The sequence below is a fragment of the Sphingomonas sp. DBB INV C78 genome (assembly GCF_042693015.1).
In the GTDB taxonomy this organism is placed as follows: domain Bacteria; phylum Pseudomonadota; class Alphaproteobacteria; order Sphingomonadales; family Sphingomonadaceae; genus Sphingomonas_E.
Genome location: NZ_CP170544.1, coordinates 3,362,222 through 3,378,939 on the forward strand (window position 1 = coordinate 3,362,222; position 16,718 = coordinate 3,378,939).

Annotated in this window: 18 protein-coding genes; 13 read left to right on the forward strand and 5 right to left on the reverse strand. The window is 65.8% G+C overall.

Annotated features, from left to right (window positions below; genetic code table 11):
• Positions 1 to 42: 42 nt before the first annotated feature.
• The 8 genes from ACFB49_RS15665 to ACFB49_RS15700 all read left to right on the forward strand — a co-directional run bounded on the left by ACFB49_RS15665 (position 43) and on the right by ACFB49_RS15700 (position 7,545).
• Positions 43 to 534 carry a prepilin peptidase gene (locus tag ACFB49_RS15665; protein WP_380872180.1) on the forward strand — a complete coding sequence of 164 codons (492 nt, stop codon included), beginning with the start codon at positions 43 to 45 and terminating at the stop codon, positions 532 to 534.
• Positions 535 to 565: 31 nt separating this feature from the next.
• Entirely contained in the window at positions 566 to 1,573 is a 1,008-nt protein-coding gene (gene cpaB / locus ACFB49_RS15670; RefSeq protein ID WP_380872181.1) for a Flp pilus assembly protein CpaB, read from the forward strand.
• Between the two features lies 1 nt (position 1,574).
• Positions 1,575 to 3,068: a type II and III secretion system protein family protein gene (locus tag ACFB49_RS15675; RefSeq protein ID WP_380872182.1), complete on the forward strand. Its 1,494-nt coding sequence runs from the start codon at positions 1,575 to 1,577 to the stop codon at positions 3,066 to 3,068.
• A gap of 8 nt (positions 3,069 to 3,076) precedes the next feature.
• Complete coding sequence (locus tag ACFB49_RS15680) at positions 3,077 to 3,721, forward strand: CpaD family pilus assembly protein (RefSeq protein WP_380872183.1); 645 nt, start codon at positions 3,077 to 3,079, stop codon at positions 3,719 to 3,721.
• Positions 3,721 to 4,995: a pilus assembly protein CpaE gene (locus ACFB49_RS15685; protein WP_380872184.1), complete on the forward strand. Its 1,275-nt coding sequence runs from the start codon at positions 3,721 to 3,723 to the stop codon at positions 4,993 to 4,995. Before ACFB49_RS15680 ends, ACFB49_RS15685 begins: the two co-directional genes overlap by 1 nt.
• Before the next feature lie 5 nt (positions 4,996 to 5,000).
• Positions 5,001 to 5,975, forward strand: coding sequence for a type II secretion system F family protein (locus ACFB49_RS15690; protein WP_380872185.1), 975 nt, complete (start codon positions 5,001 to 5,003; stop codon positions 5,973 to 5,975).
• Positions 5,976 to 5,990: 15 nt separating this feature from the next.
• Positions 5,991 to 6,983, forward strand: a complete 993-nt coding sequence (locus ACFB49_RS15695) for a type II secretion system F family protein (protein ID WP_380872186.1) — start codon at positions 5,991 to 5,993, stop codon at positions 6,981 to 6,983.
• A 79-nt stretch (positions 6,984 to 7,062) separates the two neighbouring features.
• Entirely contained in the window at positions 7,063 to 7,545 is a 483-nt protein-coding gene (locus tag ACFB49_RS15700) for a hypothetical protein (RefSeq protein WP_380872188.1), read from the forward strand.
• 3 nt (positions 7,546 to 7,548) lie between these two features.
• On the opposite strand, the gene ACFB49_RS15705 is transcribed toward ACFB49_RS15700, so the two are convergent.
• Positions 7,549 to 7,968: a hypothetical protein gene (locus ACFB49_RS15705; protein ID WP_380872189.1), complete on the reverse strand. Its 420-nt coding sequence runs from the start codon at positions 7,966 to 7,968 to the stop codon at positions 7,549 to 7,551.
• A gap of 63 nt (positions 7,969 to 8,031) precedes the next feature.
• Between ACFB49_RS15705 and ACFB49_RS15710 the strand changes: the two genes are divergently transcribed.
• The 5 genes from ACFB49_RS15710 (at position 8,032) to ACFB49_RS15730 (ending at position 13,983) form a co-directional block, all read left to right on the forward strand.
• On the forward strand, positions 8,032 to 8,562 hold the full coding sequence (locus tag ACFB49_RS15710; protein ID WP_380872191.1) for an NUDIX hydrolase: 531 nt from the start codon (positions 8,032 to 8,034) through the stop codon (positions 8,560 to 8,562).
• A 63-nt stretch (positions 8,563 to 8,625) separates the two neighbouring features.
• On the forward strand, positions 8,626 to 9,288 hold the full coding sequence (gene rpe / locus ACFB49_RS15715; RefSeq protein ID WP_380872192.1) for a ribulose-phosphate 3-epimerase: 663 nt from the start codon (positions 8,626 to 8,628) through the stop codon (positions 9,286 to 9,288).
• A gap of 2 nt (positions 9,289 to 9,290) precedes the next feature.
• Entirely contained in the window at positions 9,291 to 11,030 is a 1,740-nt protein-coding gene (locus ACFB49_RS15720) for a heparinase II/III family protein (protein ID WP_380872193.1), read from the forward strand.
• 204 nt (positions 11,031 to 11,234) lie between these two features.
• A complete protein-coding gene (gene purH / locus ACFB49_RS15725; RefSeq protein WP_380872194.1) occupies positions 11,235 to 12,824 on the forward strand; it encodes a bifunctional phosphoribosylaminoimidazolecarboxamide formyltransferase/IMP cyclohydrolase in 1,590 nt (529 codons plus the stop codon).
• A 268-nt stretch (positions 12,825 to 13,092) separates the two neighbouring features.
• Complete coding sequence (locus tag ACFB49_RS15730) at positions 13,093 to 13,983, forward strand: diguanylate cyclase domain-containing protein (protein ID WP_380872195.1); 891 nt, start codon at positions 13,093 to 13,095, stop codon at positions 13,981 to 13,983.
• On the opposite strand, the gene ACFB49_RS15735 is transcribed toward ACFB49_RS15730, so the two are convergent.
• The 4 genes from ACFB49_RS15735 to ACFB49_RS15750 all read right to left on the reverse strand — a co-directional run bounded on the left by ACFB49_RS15735 (position 13,955) and on the right by ACFB49_RS15750 (position 16,695).
• Entirely contained in the window at positions 13,955 to 14,386 is a 432-nt protein-coding gene (locus ACFB49_RS15735; RefSeq protein WP_380872196.1) for an OsmC family protein, read from the reverse strand. The two genes, ACFB49_RS15730 and ACFB49_RS15735, sit on opposite strands and share 29 nt — an antisense overlap.
• 67 nt (positions 14,387 to 14,453) lie before the next feature.
• Entirely contained in the window at positions 14,454 to 14,909 is a 456-nt protein-coding gene (locus tag ACFB49_RS15740; protein ID WP_380872197.1) for a MaoC family dehydratase, read from the reverse strand.
• A gap of 11 nt (positions 14,910 to 14,920) precedes the next feature.
• Positions 14,921 to 16,021 carry a redox-regulated ATPase YchF gene (gene ychF, locus ACFB49_RS15745; RefSeq protein ID WP_380872198.1) on the reverse strand — a complete coding sequence of 367 codons (1,101 nt, stop codon included), beginning with the start codon at positions 16,019 to 16,021 and terminating at the stop codon, positions 14,921 to 14,923.
• Positions 16,022 to 16,092: 71 nt separating this feature from the next.
• Positions 16,093 to 16,695, reverse strand: coding sequence for a TIGR02466 family protein (locus tag ACFB49_RS15750; RefSeq protein WP_380872199.1), 603 nt, complete (start codon positions 16,693 to 16,695; stop codon positions 16,093 to 16,095).
• Positions 16,696 to 16,718 lie beyond the last annotated feature (23 nt).

Sequence of the window (16,718 nt, forward strand, 5' to 3'; positions counted from 1 at the left end):
TGGTTACGGTTTGGCAAGGGTCGCCGTCTAGCCTCGCTTGTCATGGGTGTGGCTGAACTTCTGCTGGCTGGCATATTGGCGATCGCGCTGCTCTATGTGGCGTGGGGCGATATCCGCACGCGCACCATCCCCAACTGGCTGAATGCTGCGATCGCGCTGGCGGCGCCCCTTTGGTGGCTCGCCTGGTGGCCGTCGCAGGACATCGCCTTCTGGCCCGGGATCGGCTGGCAGCTCGGCACGGCAGCGGCGGTGTTCGCGATCTTCGCGCTTTGCTTCCACTTCGGCATGATGGGCGGCGGCGACTTCAAGCTGCTCGTAGCGCTCGCCTTATGGCTGCCGCCGCTGCCGCTCTTTCGCATGATCACGGTGATGGCGCTCGCCGGCGGCGTGCTCACCATCGTCATGATGGCGCTCCATCGCGCCCGCAAGGCCGGATGGCGACCGGAGGTTCCCTATGGGCTGGCGATCTCGTTCGCCGCCCTGTGGGTGCTGGCCAACGATATCTTAACCACTCCCGTTTCATATCACGGTTAATTCCGCAAAGGCCCGAAGGGACCACAGGCAGATGGACGTCAAGAAACTGGCACTGCTGATCGGTGCGCTCCTGCTGGCAGGTGTGTCTGCCTTCATGGCCAAAAGCATGTTCACCGGCGCTGCCGCGCCGCAGGCGAATGCCGCGGCCGCACCGCAGGTCAACGGCCCCGAGGTGCTGGTCGCAACCCGCGCCCTGCCGGTCGGCACGATCATCGAGCCCGATAGCTTCCGCTATCAGCCATGGCCGAAGGATCTGGTCGAGAAGGCCTATTTCATCAAGGGCGAGAGCGATCTCACCACGCTGACGGGCACCGTCGTGCGTGTCGCGGTCACCGCCGGCTCGCCGATCACGCAAGGCTCGCTGGTCAAGCCCGGCGATCGCGGCTTCCTGGCCGCGGCGCTCGGGCCGGGCATGCGCGCCGTCACCGTTCCGGTTTCGGCCCAGTCGGGCGTTGCCGGCTTCGTCTTCCCGGGCGACCGCATCGATCTGGTGCTCACCCAAGACGTGCCCGGCGGCGGCGATGGCCAGCCGCTCAAGGCTTCGGAGACGATCATCCGCAACCTGCGCGTGCTCGCGACCGACCAGCGCACCGACAATACTGTCGACGAAGAGGGCAAGACCGTTGTCGCCACCTTCTCGACGGTGACGCTCGAAGCCACGCCCAAGATCGCCGAGAAGATCGCGGTCGCGCAGAATATCGGCCAGCTCTCGCTGTCGCTGCGCTCGATCGCCGACAACACCGCAGAACTGGAGCGCGCCATCGCCGCCGGCGAGGTGAGCGTCCCCGATAATGCCGATCCGAAGGCGGAAAAGCAGATGCTGCTGGCGATCGCCAACCGCCCGGTCGATACCGACACCACCTTCACCGTGGGCGCAGACGTGTCGCGCTTCCAGCGCCGCAGCGTCCCCGCCAAGGCCGAACAGCCCGCCGCCGGCGCCGCGCCCGCGACGGGGGGCTATGCCGCCGCGCCGGCCGGCCCGGTCGTCCGCGTCGCCCGCGGCAACACTGTCACCGTCGTTCCCGTGGGGGGGAAATAAGATGCGGATCACTCGTAAGAACCACCACGCGCTCGGGCTCGCGCTCGCCGCCGTGCTGGCAGCCGGTTTGGCGGCTGTCGACCCGGCGCCGGTCGCCGCCGCGCCGAGCGCAAGCGCGCCTTCCGACCGCGTGACGCTGTCGGTCGGCACCGGCCAGATGGTAAAGCTGAACGGCGCGATGAGCGATCTGTTCGTCGCCAACGACGCCATCGCCGACGTGCAGGTGCGATCGCCCACCCAGCTCTACATCTTCGGCAAGGGCGCCGGCGAAACCACGGTCTACGCCACCAACAAGGCCGGCCAGGTCGTCTATTCGGCCAATGTCCGCGTCGGCGCGAACTACAGCAATGTCGGGCAGATGCTGAAGGTGGCGATGCCCAACGCACAGATCAGCGCGATCCCGATGAACGGCCTCGTGCTGCTGACGGGCACCGTCGGCACGCCGGGCGATGTCGAGGAAGCGCAGCAGCTCGTCCAGGCCTTTGTCGGCAAGGAAACCCAGGTCATCAGTCGCCTGCAGACGGCGACGCCGATGCAGGTGAACCTGCAGGTCCGCATCGCCGAGGTCAGCCGCGACTTCTCGAAGGCGATCGGCGTCAACCTGCTGGCCACCGACGGCAATTTCTTCATCACCCAGGGCCGCGCCGACGCGATCGAAGTCAATCCATTGACCGGCGCCGTCACCGTCAAGGGTTCGGGCATTGGCAGCACGGTCGGCCTGATCGATCGTTTCCTGGGCATGGACATCCAGGCCGCGCTCGACCTCGCCGAAAATGATGGTCTCGTCACGACGCTTGCCAATCCGAACCTGACGGCGCTTTCGGGTGAGACCGCCAGCTTTCTGGCCGGCGGCGAGGTGCCGATCCCGATCAGCCAGGCGCTCGGCACGCTGTCGGTGGAATATAAGCAATATGGCGTGAGCCTTGCCTTCACCCCGACGGTGCTGGCCGACGGCCGCATCTCGCTGCGCGTTCGGCCGGAAGTCTCCCAGCTTTCGACCGCCGGCTCGGTGACGCTCAACGGCTTCAACATTCCGGGCTTCACCACCCGCCGTGCGGAAACGACGATCGAGCTTGGCTCCGGCCAGGCCTTCATGATCGGCGGCCTGCTCTCGAACGGCACGAACAACGCTCTCGACAAGGCGCCCTTCCTGGGCGACCTGCCCGTGCTCGGCGCGCTGTTTCGATCGACCAAATATCAGCGCCGCGAAACCGAACTGGTGATCATGGTCACACCTTATCTGGTGAAGCCGATCTCGGCCAACCAGGCGCGTCTGCCCACCGACGGCTTCAAGGCGCCGACCGACGCAGAGCATATCCTGGGCGGACAGACCTTCATGGGCCAGACCGGCGCCCAGCGGCCAGTGCCGACGACGGCGCCGCCAGTGACAGTGACGCCCAGCGTGTCCGGCAGCCCAGCAGCGGCGGCAGCGCCGATCGGCGGCCCGGTGGCGGCCAAGGGGCCGCTCCCTGCCCCCGGCTTCTCGTTCAATTGAGGTCCGCCATGAAGAAGATCAACATGAGCCGCACCCTCGCCGCCGGCATTCTCGCCTCCACCTTCGCGCTCGCGGCCTGCGGGCCGGTCAATCGCGGCGTGGAGTCGGTGAACCAGCCGGTCATCAGCCGCGCCGACTATGTGCTGGACGTCAACGCGGCGGCGCTGGCGGCGCCTGGATCGTCCGAGGCCAAGCGCCTCGACGCATGGTTCGCGGCACTGAATCTCGGCTATGGCGATCGCGTCTCGATCGACGATCCGCTGCCTTATGGGCATGAAGAGGCGCGCGCAACGATCGGCGCCGTGCTGGCCGATCATGGCCTGCTGCTGAGCGATGCCACGCCGGTGACGCCGGGTGCACAGGCCGATGGCGGGATGCGCGTCGTCGTCAGCCGATCGACGGCTGGCGTGCCGGGTTGCCCCAATTGGGATCGCCCCTCGCAACCCGAATTCGATGCATCGGCTATGTCCAACTTCGGCTGCGCGGTGAATACGAACCTCGTCCAGATGGTCGCCAATCCCGAGGATCTGGTGCGCGGCCAGGAAGCGCGCGGGTCCGACGCCCGCACCGTGACCAAGGCGATCAAGACATATCGCGACACCGCGCCCACCGGTGCGCAGGCCCTGAAGACCGATTCGACCGGAGGCAAATAATGAACGCGCCCTTCCATTCGCGCGGCAGCGCGCTTCGCGATCCGTTCTCCGCTTTTGTCTGCGATGACGCGACGGCCGAACTGGTGCGGCTCGTCGTCGGCGAACTCGGCTGGCCGCCGGAAAAGGTGAGCAAGGGTGGCCTGCGCAACGCCGTTCAGTCGCTCTCGGTTTCGGCGAGCCCCGGCATCCTCTTCGTCGACATGTCGGAATCGGGCGATCCGCTGAACGACATCAACTCGCTCGCCGAAGTGTGTGAGCCGGGCACGGTGGTGATCGCCGCCGGCCAGGTAAACGATGTCCGGCTCTATCGCGATCTCGTTGCGTCCGGCATCCAGGATTATCTGCTGAAGCCCTTTAACCCGGATCAGTTGCGCGACGCGTTTGCCAATGCGCAGATGACGCTCGCCGGACCGCGCAACGGCGAGGCGGTGGTGGATCGTCCGCATCTGTCGACCGCGTTCATCGGCGTTCGCGGCGGTGTCGGCGCATCGACGCTGGCTTCGTCGACGGCTTGGCTGTTCGGCGCCAAGTTGGGCCGGACGGCCGCATTGCTCGACCTCGACATCCATTTCGGCACGGGTGCGCTGGCGCTCGACCTGGAGCCGGGACGCGGCCTGACCGACGCGATCGAAAATCCGAGCCGCATCGACGGCCTGTTCATCGAACGCGCGATGGTGAAGGCGAACGACAAGCTCGCCGTGCTTTCGGCCGAAGCGCCGATCAGCCAGCCGCTGCTGTCCGACGGTTCGGCCTTCCACCAGCTTCAGGAAGAGCTGCGCACCAGCTTCGAATGCACGGTAGTCGATCTGCCGCGCTCGATGCTGATCCAGCATCCGCACCTCGTCCACGACGTACAGGCGGTTGTCGTCGTCACCGAGTTCACGCTGGCCGCGACGCGCGATACGATCCGTCTGCTTTCCTGGCTGAAGTCCAACGCGCCGCAGGCCCGTGTCATCGTCGTCGCCAACCGCATGCCGGTGGCCGGCGTGCCGGAAATCGGCCGCAAGGATTTCGAAAGCTCGATCGAGCGGGCGGTAGATTATGTGCTGCCCTATGACCAGAAGACCGCTGCACAGGCCGCCAAGCTGGGCAAGCCGCTGGCAGAGGTCGGTAAGACGGCAAAGCTGGGGCCTGTGATGGGCGAAATCGCCAATCAGCTGGTCGCGATCGTCGACGGGGGCGAAGCGCCCGCGAAGAGCTCGGGCAAATCGCTCATGGGCAAGCTGGGCGATCTCAAGGGCATCCTGCCCGCCAAGAAGCAAAAGCAAGGCTGAGCGCTATGGCGGTCACGCAGATGATCGTGATGGGTGCGGCACTGCTGGGCATGCTGCTGCTGATCGTCGCCGCCTTTTCCGGGCCCGCGACGAACAAGTCGCAGACCCGCCGGCTGACCGACATCCGCGAACGCCACGGCAGTGGCAGCACGGGCGCGGTCGAGGCGCAGATGCGTCGCATCCTCGCCCAACGCGAAACCAAGCTCGACCTCGCCTTCACCCGTTTCATCCCGAATCCGGCCCAGTTGCAGAAGCGGCTGGACATGACCGGCAAAGGCTGGACGGTCGGCAAATATGCGGTCACGTCGCTCGTTATCGCAGCGGTCATAGGGGCGGCCATAGCCAGCCAAGGGGCGCCGCTGCTGCTGGCGCTATTCGCCGGCCTGATGGTGGGGCTCGGCCTTCCGCACATGCTTGTCGGCAGCCAGATCAGTCGGCGTGTTGCCAAGTTCACCGCAAAATTTCCCGATGCGATCGAGTTGCTAGTGCGCGGCCTGCGTTCAGGCCTTCCCATCTCCGAAACGATGGGCGTCGTTGCCAGCGAAGTGCCCGGCCCGGTAGGCGAGGAGTTCCGTGCGGTTTCGGACAAGATGAAGATAGGCCGGACGATGGACGCAGCGCTTCAGGAAAGTGCCGATCGGCTCGGCACGCCCGAATTTCAGTTCTTCACGATCACCCTGCAGATCCAGCGCGAAACCGGCGGCAACCTTGCCGAGACGCTGGCGAACCTGGCCGATGTGCTGCGCAAGCGTTCGCAAATGAAGCTGAAGATCAAGGCGATGTCGTCGGAATCAAAGGCATCGGCCTATATTATCGGCGCGCTGCCCTTCATCGTCTTTGCCCTGATCAGCTACATCAACTGGGACTATATGGGCAAATTTGTCACCGACGAACGACTGATGATCGCCGGCGGCGGCGGGCTGGTGTGGATGGGCATCGGCGCCTTCATCATGGCCCAGATGATCAATTTCGAGATCTGATCGGGGGAAGGGATCATGGAACCGCAGAACCCGACGCTACTGGGCGTGGACGTCTACACAGTGGCCACCATGCTGGCCGCGGTGGCAACCTTCGCTTTGCTCCTGGCGATCTACGCTGCAACCTCGGTACGCGATCCGATGGCCAAGCGGGTCAAGGCGCTCAACGAACGCCGCGAGCAGCTCAAGGCCGGGATCACCGCGTCGACCGGCAAGCGGCGCGCCAAGCTGAATGCGACGAACGAAACTGCCGACAAGATGCGCAGTTTCCTCAATTCGTTGAAGGTTCTGCAGGACGAACAGCTCAAGCAGGCCCAGATCAAGCTGATGCAGGCCGGCATCCGATCCAAGGACGCGGCCGTCGCCGTGATCTTCGGCCGGCTGGTGCTGCCGATCGTGATCGGTGGCGGGGTGGTGCTGGCGATCTATGCCTTCGGCTGGCTCGAGGATTGGACCCCGATCAAACGATTCGGCGTGGCCGCCGGCTCGCTGCTGCTGAGCTATAAGGCACCCGACCTTTACGTGAACAACGCAATCAGCAAGCGCACGGCTGCAATCCGCAAGGGATTGCCCGACGCGCTCGACCTGCTCGTCATCTGCGCCGAAGCCGGCCTAACGGTTGACGCCGCCTTCCATCGTGTCGCCAAGGAACTCGGCAAGGCCTATCCCGAGCTGGGCGACGAATTCGCGCTGACAGCCATCGAACTGGGTTTCCTGACCGATCGCCGTGCCGCCTTCGAGAATCTGGCGATGCGCGTCGATCTGGATTCGGTCCGCGGCGTCGTCACCACAATGATCCAGACGGAGAAATACGGCACGCCGCTGGCGTCGGCGCTGCGCGTGCTGTCCGCCGAATTCCGCAACGAACGGATGATGCGTGCCGAGGAAAAGGCCGCCCGTCTGCCCGCGATCATGACGGTGCCGTTGATCTGCTTCATCCTTCCGGTGCTGTTCATCGTCATCCTTGGTCCGGCAGCCTGTTCGATCTCGGACAATCTGCTGAAGAGCTGATCCCGCTAATCGCGAACAAGGTCCGGCGGGAACGAGCGTCCCGTCGGACCGTTGCCTCTTCCAATCGAGGAGAGGCGTGATGATGGGCTTTTCGACAAACCAGTGGGTGGTGCTCGTCCTGGTCCTGTTATTGGGCTGGCTGCTCGGCCTGGCTTCGCGGTCCGGGAGTGGCAAATGGGGGCGGGCCTATGAGCAGGAACATGCAGAAAGACTGGCGCTCGCCGAAGCGCAGGACGCCCGCGTCGCCGCCGCCAACGCCCGGATCACCGAACGAGAGCGCGTTCGTACCCCTGCCCCCGCCGTCGCCCCGCTGGGTTCGGCGCGCGAAGGCGTTGACGATCTGACGCTGATCCGCGGGATCGATCGTAACGAAGAGGTCCGCCTCAACGATGCCGGCTATTTCAGTCTGCGCGACATCGCAGCGATGCGGCCGGCCGATGAAGCCGCCCTGGAAGCGCGCTTCGGATACGAGCCCGGGCATATCGCCCGCCAGCATTGGAGCGAACAGGCGGAAATGCTGCTCGCCGGCCGGTTTGAGGATCACCGCCGCAGATTCTATTGATCGTCAGCCGCAACGGCCGAGCGTGACCTCGGCAAAGACATTGCCGCCACTCACCCGCGTCACCTTCATGCGGCCATCGGCCAGGGGATCGAGCATCCAGCGCTCGGTAGTTGCATGACCTTCCGTCGTACAGGCCAGATCGAGCGCGATCACGCCGTCGACCTCGGTTCGCTCGGCATCGACCCGGCAACTCGTCTCCCCCGCGGTGGCAATGCGATCGCGTGCCATGCGCCACCGACCGCCTTCGCACAGTTTCGCATCGGCCGCCCAATCCCCGGTCCACTCGAACGCGGGCGCGGTCGATGGTGCCGTTTGCGCAGCATTGGTGATCGGCGCTGCGTCCGGATCCTGCTGTTCGCGCTGCTGCTCGCTGGATCCGCATGCCGCCAGCATCAATAGTCCACCCGATAGCCAATGGCGCATCGATTGCCTCCTTCCAGGCTGCCCAGGTTGCGGACGGCCGGACGCTCCCCTAACGAGCGGGCCATGAGTAGCGATCCGATCGAAATCATGTGGCGCGGCCAGTTCATCGAAGCCAAGCGCCAGGGGAAGTGGGAATATGTCGGGCGCGCCCGCAGCATCGAAGCGGCGGTGATCTTGGCGGTCGATGACGGCCATGTGCTGCTGGTCGAGCAATATCGCATGCCGCTCGGCGCATCCTGCCTGGAACTGCCCGCGGGCCTGGTGGGCGACGAGGAAGCTGGCGAGGCGATCGAGATCGCAGCGGGACGCGAGTTGGAAGAGGAAACCGGCTATCGCGCCGGCCGCCTCGAAAATGCCGGCCGCTTCGCTTCCTCACCCGGCATGGTCTCCGAAACCTTCACGCTGATCGTCGCGCATGATCTTGAAAAGGTCGGCCCCGGCGGCGGCGTTCCGGGCGAGGATATCATCGTCCACCGGGTCGCGCTGGCGGACGTTGCGCGCTTCATCGAGGCGAAGCGAAAGGCCGGCATGATGATGGATGTGAAGCTGCTGCTGCTGCTCGGCGCGGGGTTGATCGGCCCAACCTCCTCTTAACGTCGGTAAACGCCTGACAGGCGGCTTGCCCCCATGCGTCGGGGCCTTTAAGCGGATGTGTCAATGACTGCAGACATCCGCATCGCTCCGTCCATCCTGTCCGCCGATTTCGCAAAGCTCGGCGAGGAGATACGCGCCATCGACGCCGCCGGCGCCGACTGGATCCATGTCGACGTGATGGACGGCCATTTCGTGCCCAACATCACCATCGGCCCCGCCGTGGTAAAGGCGCTCCGCCCGCACTCCACCAAGCCGTTCGACGTGCATCTGATGATCTCGCCGGTCGATGCCTATCTGGAAGCCTTTGCCGAGGCCGGAGCGGACATCATCACCGTCCATCCCGAAGCCGGTCCGCACACGCACCGCACCGTCCAGCGCATCAAGGCGCTCGGCAAGAAGGCCGGCATCTCGCTCAACCCGGCGACGCCCGCCAAGATGCTCGATTATCTGCTGGAGGAGATCGACCTCGTCCTGGTGATGAGCGTCAATCCGGGCTTCGGCGGCCAGAGCTTCATTGCGAGCCAGCTCCGCAAGATCGAGGCGATCCGCAAGTCGATCGACAAGCTCGGCAAGCCGATCGACCTGGAAGTCGACGGCGGCATCGACGTGGGGACGATCCGCAGCGCACGAGATGCGGGTGCCGACGTCTTCGTGGCCGGCACCGCCACCTTCCGGGGCGGACCTGCGGCCTACGCTGCCAACATCGCGGCCCTGAAGGCCGCTTGAGCATGGCCGGCCCGGTCGATCCGCCCGCGATCGACGGGCAGGATGGGATAGAACCCGGCAAGCGGCTGATCCGCGTCGCCGGCGACCAGGGACTGTCATTGGCCGAACGCCTCGCCAACCGACTGCACAAGCTGGCTTGGCGCACTCCGTTGCACGCGCTGCGCCTGCGTGGGCGTTATCCGCTGAAGCTGCTCGCCGTGCCGCTTGATCCGATCGCCGGCGATGCGGCGGCGGGCGCCACGATCCTCAGCGGCCGCATGGAATATCGCGGCGAATCGATCGATCTGGCCAGCCTCGATTTCTCGGCGCTGGGCGTATCGACCGAATTTGCCGACCATCTCCACAGCTTCGCCTGGCTGCGCGATATCGCCGCGGCCGCCCCGCGCGAACGCGCCGCGCCGATCGCCGAACAATTGCTCAAGCAATGGATCGCGGCCTTCGGCAACCATGTCGCGGAGCCTGCCTGGCGGGCGGACCTGTGGGGCCAGCGCATCCTGTTCTGGGCGGCTTATGCCCCCTTCATCCTGTCGAGCGGGGATCTGGTCTATCGGTCCGCCGTGCTCAACGGCCTCGCACGCGGCGCCCGCCATCTCGATCGCGGCGCGGACAAGGCGCCGCAGGGGCCGGCGCGTATCGCCGCATGGTGCGGCGTGGTCGCGGCGGGATTGCTCATTCCCGGCGGCGAGCAACGGCTTCAGCATGGCGAGGCGGGATTGGCTCGCGCGCTTGCCCAGGCGATTTACGGCGACGGCGGCGTGGCGAGCCGTTCGCCGGTCGCGCAGCTTGAACTGATCGAATTGCTGTCCCAGCTTCGCAACGTCTATCTCGCCCGCCGCCGAGATCCGCCTCCTTTGATCGAGGACATGCTTGGCCGGGCGGTTCCGGCGCTGCTGGGCGTCATCATGGGCGATGGCGGCCTTTCGAGCTGGCAGGGCGGCGCCCCCGTATCAGCCCAGCGGATCAGCGCGGCGGTGGAAGCGTCGACGGTGCGCACCCGGCCTCTGCGGCAGGCGCGCGACTGGGGCTATCAGCGCCTTTCCTGCGGGCAGACGATCCTTGTCATCGACGCCGCGCCGCCGCCGGTTTCGCGCCTCGCCAATGGCGGCTGCGCATCGACGCTGGCTTTCGAGCTTTCGGATGGCGGCCAGCGGCTGATCGTCAATTGCGGCGGTACGCGCGGCGGACTGCGGCTGCCGCCGTCGCTGGCCGAGGCGTTGCGATCAACGGCGGCACATTCGACCTTGGTAATGGCCGACAGCAATTCCACCGCGATCCATGCCGACGGCTCGCTGGGCCGCGGCGTCGGCGAGGTCGAGCTGGATCGTCAGGAAAGCGACAATGGCAGCCGGGTGGAGGCCAGCCATGACGGCTATGTCCGCCGCTTCGGCTTCCTCCACCAGCGCCAGCTCGCTTTGGCCGCCGATGGCCGCGAACTGCGTGGTGAGGACGTGCTGCTCCCCGCCGGCCGGCGACGTCGCGGTAATGGCACGTCCTTCGCCGTCCGCTTCCACCTCGCGCCTGATGTCGAAGTGACGCAGACCGCCGACGGCCTCGGCGCACTGCTACGGATGAGCGACGGACGGCTGTGGCAGTTCCGCTGCCGCGGCGGGACGATGGCGCTGGAGGAAAGCATCTGGATCGACCCCGCCGGCCATCCGCGGGAAACGCTGCAACTCGTCGTCGAAGGCCAGGCCGCGGGCGGCGGATCAACCATAAGCTGGCTGTTCAAGCGGGCAAGCTAGGCACGCACATCCCAAGTCCGTCACCCTGAACTTGTTTCGGGGTCCATGCGAGCCGCCATTCTCTTTCGTCGAAACACCGCTCATATGGATGCTGAAACAAGTTCAGCATGACGGCCATGTGCGCAGCTTCAAGACTCCGGTGGCATTAGCGCGCCCATTGCCCTAACGGGTGCGCCAAAATCCCCATCAGGAATCGCTGCTGTCATGACTGACGTGAAGATTAAACGCGCCCTCCTTTCCGTGTCGGACAAGACCGGCCTCGCCGATCTCGGCCGCGCGCTCGCCCGCCATGGCGTCGAGCTGGTTTCGACCGGCGGCACCGCCAAGGCGCTGCGCGACGAAGGCCTTGAGGTGCGCGACATCTCCGATCTCACCGGCTTCCCGGAAATGATGGACGGCCGCGTCAAGACGCTGCACCCCAAGGTCCATGGCGGCCTGCTCGCCGTGCGCGATGACGAAGCCCATATGGCCGCCGCCGCCGAGCATGCGATCGGCATGATCGACCTCGTGATCGTCAATCTCTACCCCTTCGCGCAGACCGTGGCGAAGGGCGCCGAGCGGGACGAAGTGATCGAGAATATCGACATCGGCGGCCCGTCGATGGTCCGCTCGGCCGCCAAGAACCACGCCTTCGTCGCGATCGTCACCGATCCGGCCGATTATGGCGCGCTGATCGCCGAGATGGACGAGAAGGCCGGCGCCACCTCTCTGGTCTTGCGCCGCCGCCTCGCCGCCACCGCCTTCGCCGCAACCGCCGCCTATGATGCGACCATCTCCTCCTGGTTCGCCTTCGCCGACCAGCAGCAGATGTTCCCGGCCGCGCTTTCGGTGCCGCTCAAGAAGGGCGCGGAACTCCGCTATGGCGAGAACCCGCACCAGTCCGCCGCGCTCTATCTGCCGACCGGCCCGTCGGCGCGCGGTATCGCCCAGGCCGAACAGGTGCAGGGCAAGGAACTGAGCTATAACAATTATAACGACGCCGATGCCGCGCTCGAACTGGTCAGTGAATTCCGCGACGGTCCGCCGACCGTCGTCATCGTCAAGCATGCCAACCCCTGCGGCGTTGCTTCGGCCGACACGCTGATCGCGGCTTATGAGGCCGCTTTGGCCTGCGACAGCGTTTCGGCCTTCGGCGGCATCATCGCCGTCAACCGCCCGCTCGACGGGCCGACCGCCGAAGCCATCTCCGGCATTTTCACCGAAGTCGTCGCCGCCCCCGCCGCCGACGACGCCGCGCGCGCGGTGTTCGCCAAGAAGAAGAATCTCCGCCTGCTGATCACCGGCGACCTGCCCGATCCCGCGCGCCCCGGCCTGACGATGAAGACGATCGCCGGCGGCATGCTCGTCCAGTCGCGCGACAATGGCCGCGTCACCCGTGACATGCTGAAGGTCGTCACCCAGCGCCAGCCGACAGCACAGGAACTGGAAGATTGCCTGTTCGCCTGGACCGTCGCCAAGCACGTCAAGTCCAACGCGATCGTCTATGCCAAGGGCGGATCGACCGCCGGCGTCGGTGCGGGCCAGATGAACCGGCTCGAATCCGCGCGCATCGCCGCGTGGAAGGCCAAGGATGCGGCGGAGAAGGCGAGCTGGGCCGAACCGCGCACGATCGGTTCGGCAGTCGCCTCCGACGCCTTCTTCCCCTTCGCTGACGGACTGCTGGCGGCCGTCGAAGCCGGCGCCACCGCCGTCATCCAGCCGGGCGGTTCGATCCGCGACGCGGAAGTGATCGCGGCGGCCGACGAAGCGGGCCTCGCCATGGTCTTCACCGGCATGCGCCACTTCCGTCACTGAGGCGAGATAAACGGCCGCCTGCCTGTGCGGCGGCCGTGACTCTCACATTTTACAGGGCATTGGCCGTAGCGAAGGCTTGATCTTAACCCTTGGGCGTTTAGCTTGGCCGCATGTCGAGCAACCGTTCAGAACTGACGCTGCGAAGCCACAGTCCGCAATGAGCGGGCGGTGGATCGAGCATCGGCGCGGCCCGCTTTCCCGTTCACGGCGCGCGCGTGGCCGTGCCCCCCTCCCCGTCTGGCCATCGCCACCCCTCGAGCAGGATGATTTGCTCGATCGCGCATCGACGCTGGCCGCCATCGGCGCCTGGGAATGCGATCTCGCCACCGAAGCGCTGACCTGGACGACCGGCGTGTTCGATATTTTCGGCCTGCCCCGCCACGAGGCGGTCGAGCGGCCCGACATCGTCGAGATGTATTGCGAGGAATCGCGCGAGGCGATGGAATGGCTGCGCGCCGATGCGCTGGCGCGCCGCCGCGGCTTCACGCTCGATGCGCAGGTGGCGCGGCCCGACGGCCACCGCCGCTGGATGCGGCTTACGGCCACCGTCAGTTGCCGCGACGGGCGGACGGTGAAGCTCTACGGGTTGAAGCAGGACATCACCGAGGAGCGCGCCAAATGGGAAGCGCTTCGCCAACTCGTCGATCAGGATTCGGTGACGGGCCTTGCCAGCCGTCGCGCTTTCGACAGCCGCTTCCTCGATCCCCCCATCAGCGGATCTGACTTGTGGCCGCTCGGTGCGCTGGTGCTGATCGACGTCGACGGTGTCCGGCTGGCCCATGACACGCACGGCCACGCAGCCGGCCGGGCATGCCTCGAAGCGGTCGCGACCAGGATCGCCACGGGCTTTCGCGACGCGCTGATGATTGCGCGCATCCGCGACGATCGCTTCGCCGTGCTGACCCGCGCCCATCGCCTCGTTGCCGATCTCGAACGCGGCATCGACGCCCTGTTCGCCGATCTCGCGCTGCCGATCTATTGGGACGGCGCGCTTGTCCACGTCCACCCCACGGTTGGGATGGCGCTCGCCGAAAATCCCTTCGCTTATGATGCCGAAGCCATGCTCACCGCCGCCGAAGCCGCGCTGGCCGCGGCGAAGCGGCAGAGCGGGCCGGCGAACGGGATCGGCTTTATGACTCCAGCGTCGCGACCAAGCTGATGTCGGCCTTGTAGAGCTTCGATACCGGGCAGTTCGCCTTGGCGGTGGCCGCCAGTTCCTGGAACTGCGCATCGGTCGCGCCGGGAATCTTCGCGGTCAGCGTCAGCGCGCTCGCGGTGATGGTGAAGCCGCTGTCGAGCTTCTCGAGCGTCACCTTGGCGCTGGTCTCCATCTTTTCGGCCGTCAGCCCTGCCTCGCCGAGGATCAGCGACAGCGCCATGGTGAAGCAGGCAGCGTGCGCGGCGCCGATCAGTTCCTCCGGGTTCGATCCCTTCTGCCCTTCGAACCGCGCGGCAAATCCATAGGGATAGGCGTCCAGCGCGCCACTTTCGGTGCTGATCGCCCCGCGCCCGTCCTTGAGTCCGCCCGACCATTGCGCCGAACCCTGTCTCACGATCTTCATGCGCCGACTCCTTCAAATGAAGCGGCATCATGCGATCAACCGGTTACGGACGAAAGTCCCGTTCCGATCAGCCTTCCGCTGGCCGGCGCGGCTGGATGTTGCTGGCAATCTGGCGCATCACCGGCTCGCCATGCTGGTTGAAGCAGGTGATACGGAACTTGACAAAGCCGATATCGGGCCGCGATTTCGGCGCGCTCTTGTCGATCACTTCGGTCTCCACGCTCAGCGTGTCGCCGGGATAGACAGGCTTCAGCCAGCGCATCTCGTCGAGCCCCGGCGAGCCCATCGAGAAATGGCCGGTCTTCTGGCCTTCATCGACCATCATCCGCATCACCATCGCGCCGGTATGCCAGCCGCTCGCCGAAAGCCGGCCGAAGATCGGGTTAGCGGCGGCAGCGGCATCGTCGAGGTGGAAGGGCTGCGGATCATATCTGGAGGCGAATTCCAGCACCTCCTCACGCGTCACCGGATAGGCGCCGAACCGCGCGATCTGGCCGACCTCATAATCCTCGAAGAACGTCACCCCTTCGCTCCTCAGACGTTGAAGCGGAACAGCAGCACGTCACCGTCCTGCACTACATATTCCTTGCCTTCAGAACGCAGCTTGCCCGCCTCGCGCGCGCCGGTCTCGCCCTTGAACGCGACATAATCGTCATAGGCAATGGTTTCAGCGCGGATGAAGCCGCGCTCGAAATCGGTGTGGATCACGCCGGCCGCCTGCGGCGCCTTCGATCCCTTTTCGACCGTCCATGCCCGCGTTTCCTTGGGGCCGGCGGTGAAGAAGGTGATAAGGTGAAGAAGATCGTAGCCCGCCCGGATCACGCGGGCGAGACCGGTTTCGTGCAGGCCCAGATCCGACAGGAATTCGGCGCGGTCGTCGGGCGCGAGGGTCACGATCTCGGCCTCGATCGCCGCCGAGACGACGACGGCCTTGGCGCCTTCGGCCGCAGCCTTGGCGAATACGCGCTCCGAAAATTCATTCCCGTTCGCGGCCGAACCTTCGTCGACATTGCAGACATAGAGGACCGGCTTGGCGGTCAGGAGCTGCGCCTGGGAGAAGACGCGCGTCTCATCATCATCCTTGGGCTGGGTCAGTCGCGCGGGCTTGCCATCGCGCAGCAGGCCGAGCGCCTGGCCGAGCACGGCGGCCGCGGCCTTGGCTTCCTTGTCACCCTGTGCAGCCTTCTTGGCGAAGGCGGGCACACGCTTTTCGAGCGATTCAAGGTCGGCCAGCATCAGCTCGGTCTCGACCGTCTCGGCGTCGGCGATCGGATCGACCTTGCCCTCGACATGGGTGATGTCGCCATCCTCGAAGCAACGCAGCACATGGACGATCGCGTCCACCTCGCGAATGTTGGCGAGAAACTGGTTACCGAGGCCTTCGCCCTTGGAGGCGCCGCGGACCAGGCCGGCGATGTCGACGAAGGCGAGCTGCGTCTCGATGATCTTGGCCGATCCGGCGATCGCAGCGATCTCCGTCATGCGCGGATCGGGCACGGCGACCTGACCGACATTCGGCTCGATCGTGCAGAAGGGATAATTGGCCGCCTGCGCCGCCGCCGTCTCCGTGAGCGCGTTGAACAGGGTCGACTTACCGACATTCGGCAGACCGACGATACCGCAGCGAAAACCCATTACCCAGAATCCCGTGATCGAAAGATCGGTCCCGATAGGCGGAATGGCCGGCTGACGCCAGCCTCACGCACTTAGCGATAGTTGAAGCTGATGCTGATCCGGTCCGGCTTGCCGTCCCCCGACAGGACTTCGTGGCGCAGCCAGCTTTCCCACAGGAAGATCGTGCCCGGCGCGGGTTCGGCACGAACGAAGGTCTGCAGGTCTTCCGGCGCATCCTGCGTGCGTTGGGGCGCGGCCATCATCATCGTCAGCCGGGGGTCTTCCAGCTTCAATGCGCCGGCACCGGGCGGGACGGCGATATAGACGGTGCCGGATACCACGCTGTGCGGATGGATATGGCCGGAATGCATCCCGCCAGGCTTCAGGAGATTGACCCAGAGGCTGTCGAGCTTGAGCTTGCGGCCACCGAGATCGAAGGCGCAGTCCGCGGCGAAACGGGCGACATGGCGGTTGAGGATACGCACCAGATCGGCAAAGCGTGGGTCGCGATGCGGCAGATCGGCGAGCGAGGCATAGCTCGTATAGCCGCGATAGCCATGCTCCCGGGACCAGCGCTGCCCGGCCTTGTCCTCCGCCACCAGCGCGCGCACCGCATCCTCCAGCTCGGCAACGAGGGCGTCGTCGCCGATATTGTCTTCATAGAAGCGGGTGGCGAACAGGGAACGGCTGGGCATCATCGTCTCCGGGGCGGCGTCGC

Bases quoted from the DNA above. Each gene is read 5' to 3' on its own strand.
- ACFB49_RS15735 (WP_380872196.1), bottom strand. From the start codon at position 14,386: ATGAAGATCGTGAGACAGGGTTCGGCGCAATGGTCGGGCGGACTCAAG.
- ACFB49_RS15705 (WP_380872189.1), bottom strand. From the start codon at position 7,968: ATGCGCCATTGGCTATCGGGTGGACTATTGATGCTGGCGGCATGCGGA.
- ACFB49_RS15695 (WP_380872186.1), top strand. From the start codon at position 5,991: ATGGAACCGCAGAACCCGACGCTACTGGGCGTGGACGTCTACACAGTG.
- cpaB (WP_380872181.1), top strand. From the start codon at position 566: ATGGACGTCAAGAAACTGGCACTGCTGATCGGTGCGCTCCTGCTGGCA.
- ACFB49_RS15750 (WP_380872199.1), bottom strand. From the start codon at position 16,695: ATGCCCAGCCGTTCCCTGTTCGCCACCCGCTTCTATGAAGACAATATC.
- ACFB49_RS15685 (WP_380872184.1), top strand. From the start codon at position 3,721: ATGAACGCGCCCTTCCATTCGCGCGGCAGCGCGCTTCGCGATCCGTTC.
- purH (WP_380872194.1), top strand. From the start codon at position 11,235: ATGACTGACGTGAAGATTAAACGCGCCCTCCTTTCCGTGTCGGACAAG.
- rpe (WP_380872192.1), top strand. From the start codon at position 8,626: ATGACTGCAGACATCCGCATCGCTCCGTCCATCCTGTCCGCCGATTTC.
- ACFB49_RS15680 (WP_380872183.1), top strand. From the start codon at position 3,077: ATGAAGAAGATCAACATGAGCCGCACCCTCGCCGCCGGCATTCTCGCC.
- ACFB49_RS15675 (WP_380872182.1), top strand. From the start codon at position 1,575: ATGCGGATCACTCGTAAGAACCACCACGCGCTCGGGCTCGCGCTCGCC.
- ACFB49_RS15665 (WP_380872180.1), top strand. From the start codon at position 43: ATGGGTGTGGCTGAACTTCTGCTGGCTGGCATATTGGCGATCGCGCTG.
- ACFB49_RS15700 (WP_380872188.1), top strand. From the start codon at position 7,063: ATGATGGGCTTTTCGACAAACCAGTGGGTGGTGCTCGTCCTGGTCCTG.
- ACFB49_RS15710 (WP_380872191.1), top strand. From the start codon at position 8,032: ATGAGTAGCGATCCGATCGAAATCATGTGGCGCGGCCAGTTCATCGAA.
- ACFB49_RS15690 (WP_380872185.1), top strand. From the start codon at position 5,001: ATGGCGGTCACGCAGATGATCGTGATGGGTGCGGCACTGCTGGGCATG.
- ychF (WP_380872198.1), bottom strand. From the start codon at position 16,021: ATGGGTTTTCGCTGCGGTATCGTCGGTCTGCCGAATGTCGGTAAGTCG.
- ACFB49_RS15720 (WP_380872193.1), top strand. From the start codon at position 9,291: ATGGCCGGCCCGGTCGATCCGCCCGCGATCGACGGGCAGGATGGGATA.